At 44.2% G+C, this 3395-nt stretch carries 5 protein-coding genes; all 5 read left to right on the top strand.

Features of this window, described 5'->3' with window-relative positions:
• On the top strand, nucleotides 1-1462 hold a 1462-nt coding region (locus Q8R38_02390), incomplete at its 5' end, for a secretin N-terminal domain-containing protein (GenBank protein MDP3790873.1).
• Between the two features lie 46 nt (nucleotides 1463-1508).
• On the top strand, nucleotides 1509-1730 hold the full coding sequence (locus tag Q8R38_02385) for a MerR family transcriptional regulator (protein MDP3790872.1): 222 nt from the start codon (nucleotides 1509-1511) through the stop codon (nucleotides 1728-1730).
• 1 nt (nucleotide 1731) lies between these two features.
• On the top strand, nucleotides 1732-2565 hold the full coding sequence (locus Q8R38_02380) for an AAA family ATPase (protein ID MDP3790871.1): 834 nt from the start codon (nucleotides 1732-1734) through the stop codon (nucleotides 2563-2565).
• Between the two features lie 4 nt (nucleotides 2566-2569).
• Nucleotides 2570-3196: a hypothetical protein gene (locus tag Q8R38_02375; GenBank protein MDP3790870.1), complete on the top strand. Its 627-nt coding sequence runs from the start codon at nucleotides 2570-2572 to the stop codon at nucleotides 3194-3196.
• The coding region (locus Q8R38_02370) for a hypothetical protein (GenBank protein ID MDP3790869.1) at nucleotides 3193-3395 on the top strand (203 nt) is incomplete at its 3' end. The genes Q8R38_02375 and Q8R38_02370, both read left to right, overlap by 4 nt.

The raw sequence follows: 3395 nt of genomic DNA, 5'->3' as shown, positions 1-3395 counted from the left end.
TAACCTCTCATTCGACGACGCCTTTAATATAATATTACTTAGCCAGGACCTTGCCGCGGACAGGAGAGGCGACATAATAAACGTAATGACATCTTTGGAGTATGAGAAACTTTACGGCAAGAAATATACCGATAAGAGAAGAGTCAAGATAGTAAAATTGGAATACTCCAAACCCTCCATCGTATTTAACGCGATAAGCCAGTTAAAATCGGATGTGGGCAAGATAGTGGCGGATGAATCGAGCGGCACGATCTTTCTTATCGATGTGCCCGACAGGTTGAAGCTGATGCAGGATATCATAGCGGATCTCGACCAACCTCTTAGTACCGCCGTATTCGATCTTAAATACGCGAAACCGGCCGATATTAAGGGACATCTATCAGGCGCTATCACTCCGGGATTAGGCGAGGTGCTGGTAGATGAAAAAGCGCAGAAGGTCGTTGTTTCGGACTTGCCGGACAAGATAGCGAAGATACGCAAAATGATAAAAGCTTTTGATACCGCGCCGCTTCAAGTATTTATAGAGGCTGAAATAGTAGAGGTAACATTAAACGATAAATTTGAGCGCGGCATAGATTGGAGAGCCATGGCTTCACAGAAGCAATGGCTTAAGTGGCTCAAGATGGGCACGGTTGACTTGAGCGGATTTTTTCCTTCCGGCCTTACCAGCCCCATGCAGCAGGTAAGCGTTGGGACGCTTGCCGATACAAATTATACGGCGTTGTTTAATTTTCTTCAGACATACGGCAATACCAAAGTATTATCCCGCCCGCGTCTTGCTGTAGTGGATAATCAGGAAGCGAAGATAATGGTAGGCAAAAGAGACGCGTATGTGAGCCAGACCTTAAGCCAGGCACAAACAACCACGGTGACCTCGGAAAGCGTACAGTTCGTGGATGTAGGGGTAAAGTTAAATGTGGTACCCTCCATATCAAGCGATGGCTTCATAGTAATGAAGATAAAGCCGGAAGTCAGCACAGTGGAAAGTATCCTCACGACATACTTAAAGAGCCAGATACCCATCATCGCGACATCGGAGGCCGAAACGGTGGTAAAAGTAAAAGACGGCACCATGATAATGATAGCGGGGCTGATGAGAGAAGAGAATGTGGATGATTTAACAGGCTGGCCGTATGTTTCAAAGATTAAGGGCGTGGGGGCGCTTTTTAGCAAAAGATCCACCCAGAGGAAGAATACCGAACTTATAATATTCATCACGCCTCATATAATAACGGGTGAAGCTCCTGTGGATGACCACACTATGGAGGATCTCTATCCGGCAGACGTTCTCCCCAGGCCGCTCAAAGAAGACCTTATAGATAAAAAGATAGAAGAGATAGAAGCGAAGAAAGACCAGCCGTTGAAAAGGAGCCCGGCAGGTAAGGCCGCGCAAACGGCGGTTACTGTTAAAGATAAAGACACAGATGTGGCCGTAAAGAGCAAAGGATTAAAGAAATATTAAAGTAAATGCAGCAGTTGGAGTAATTACTGTAACTACTTAAATACATATGAAACTTATTTCAGCGCAGGAGATGGTAAAAAAATTCGGCATTCAGTATCATACTCTGAACTACTATACAGCTATAGGCCTGCTGCCTATTTCGAAGAAGAACGGCAATCAGAGGATGTATGAAGAGGGCTTGGTAAAGAATAGGCTTCAGGAAATATTCAGATTATCCCAGGAAGGATATCCCCTGAACCTTATACGTAAAAAGCTGGTAGGTATCTAAGATGAGTTATTATAAGATATTGGGTCTGGACAAAGAGCCGTTTTCCACGAGCCCGGACCCCGCGTTCTTCTACGAATCGCAGGAGCATCACGCGGCGCTCATGCGTCTTATGATAGAGATAAGGCTCAAGCGCGGCTTAAGCACTATATTAGGGGACGTCGGTACGGGTAAGACTACGCTATCACGAAAATTATTCCAGATGCTTAAAGAAAGGGACGATATCATATTCCATATGATATTGGATCCTACGTATGACAGTGAAAAACTTTTTTTGGAGTCTTTAGCCAGGACATTTGGCATAGAGATGAATATTTCTCCGGCACTCTCGGTGCTCGATTACAAGGAAGCGATAAAAAAATACCTGTTCCAGAAGGCCGTTGAAGAGAACAAGATAGTAGTGCTTCTGGTCGATGAGGCGCAGAAATTAAATCCGTTATCACTGGAAACTTTACGCGTAATGTTGAATTATGAAACGAATGAGTATAAGTTGTTGCAGCTTGTGCTTATGGGGCAGATGGAATTGTTGCCGCGGCTCCGCGAAATAAAGAATCTATGGGACAGGATAAGCCTGAAATATATGCTTAACCCTCTTGATGAAAATGAGACGAAGGAGATGATAGAATTCCGCCTCAAAGCGGCGGGGTGCAATTCTTCCGTGGAATTTTTTACCGATGAAGCCATGAAGGAGATATATCGTTACACCCAGGGGTATCCGAGACGGATATCGTTACTTTGCCACAACGCCCTTAAAGAGCTTGTGCTGGAGAATAAACATATTATAGACGTTAACATAATAAAGGATCTGATATCGAAAGATGTCAAGATAAGCGCTTAACCGTATGGCAAAAGACAACCTTACACCCGAAGAGAAGCTGCTGAAGATAATAGAAAATCCCGATGTGCCCAAGCGCGATATGTCTTTAGCCGGGAAGATGAAGTCTATAAACGCGGCTCCTTTAAAGAGCTGGTTTGGCAGACTTCATCTGGATAAAAGCATTTTAAAGAGGATAAATCTTAGGCTGATAAACAAGATAATGGCGGTTGCGTGTTTAATCATTACCCTGGCCTGGATATTTAATTTTACGGCTACAGGTATTGGCCTCGCAAAGCGTTTCAAGCAGGTTATATCCGGCCAGGAGGCATCCAGACAGGAAGAGAAAATTTTGGCCAAAGTGGATGTAAATATAGAAGAAGCCCTGACGCAGATAAAAAGAAGAAATATGTTTACCTTATTGCCGTCAAAAGCCGAAGCGCAGGCATCTGTGGATATAGGGCTTACGCTGGGTAATTTAAAACTTGTTGGCATACTATGGTCGGATAATCCACAGGCCATGATTGAAAATTCCAAGGAACAGAAGACGTATTTTGTTACTAAGGGCGATAAGATAGGGGATATAGAGGTAAGGAACATATTGAGGGATAAGGTCGTGGTGGGCAGGGGAGCTGAAGAGTGGGAATTAAGATGAGGAATGCGGTATTATCGGTTATTGTGATATTCGGTCTGCTTGTGACCGCTGTTTTTGCGCAGGAGCAGGACCCCTCTCAAATACAGACCCAGTCCCAGCCAAAGGTCAGCGATACCGATGGTAAGATATCCTTAGACCTTAAAGGTATAGATATAGTGGAACTATTAAGGGTATTGTCACTGAAGACAGGCTTAACCAT

The sequence above is a fragment of the Candidatus Omnitrophota bacterium genome, from assembly GCA_030695905.1.
In the GTDB taxonomy this organism is placed as follows: Bacteria; Omnitrophota; Gorgyraeia; order 2-01-FULL-45-10; family 2-01-FULL-45-10; genus CAZHPY01.
Note: the sequence above shows the minus strand (reverse complement) of the source record. Positions and strands in the feature narration are given on the sequence as shown.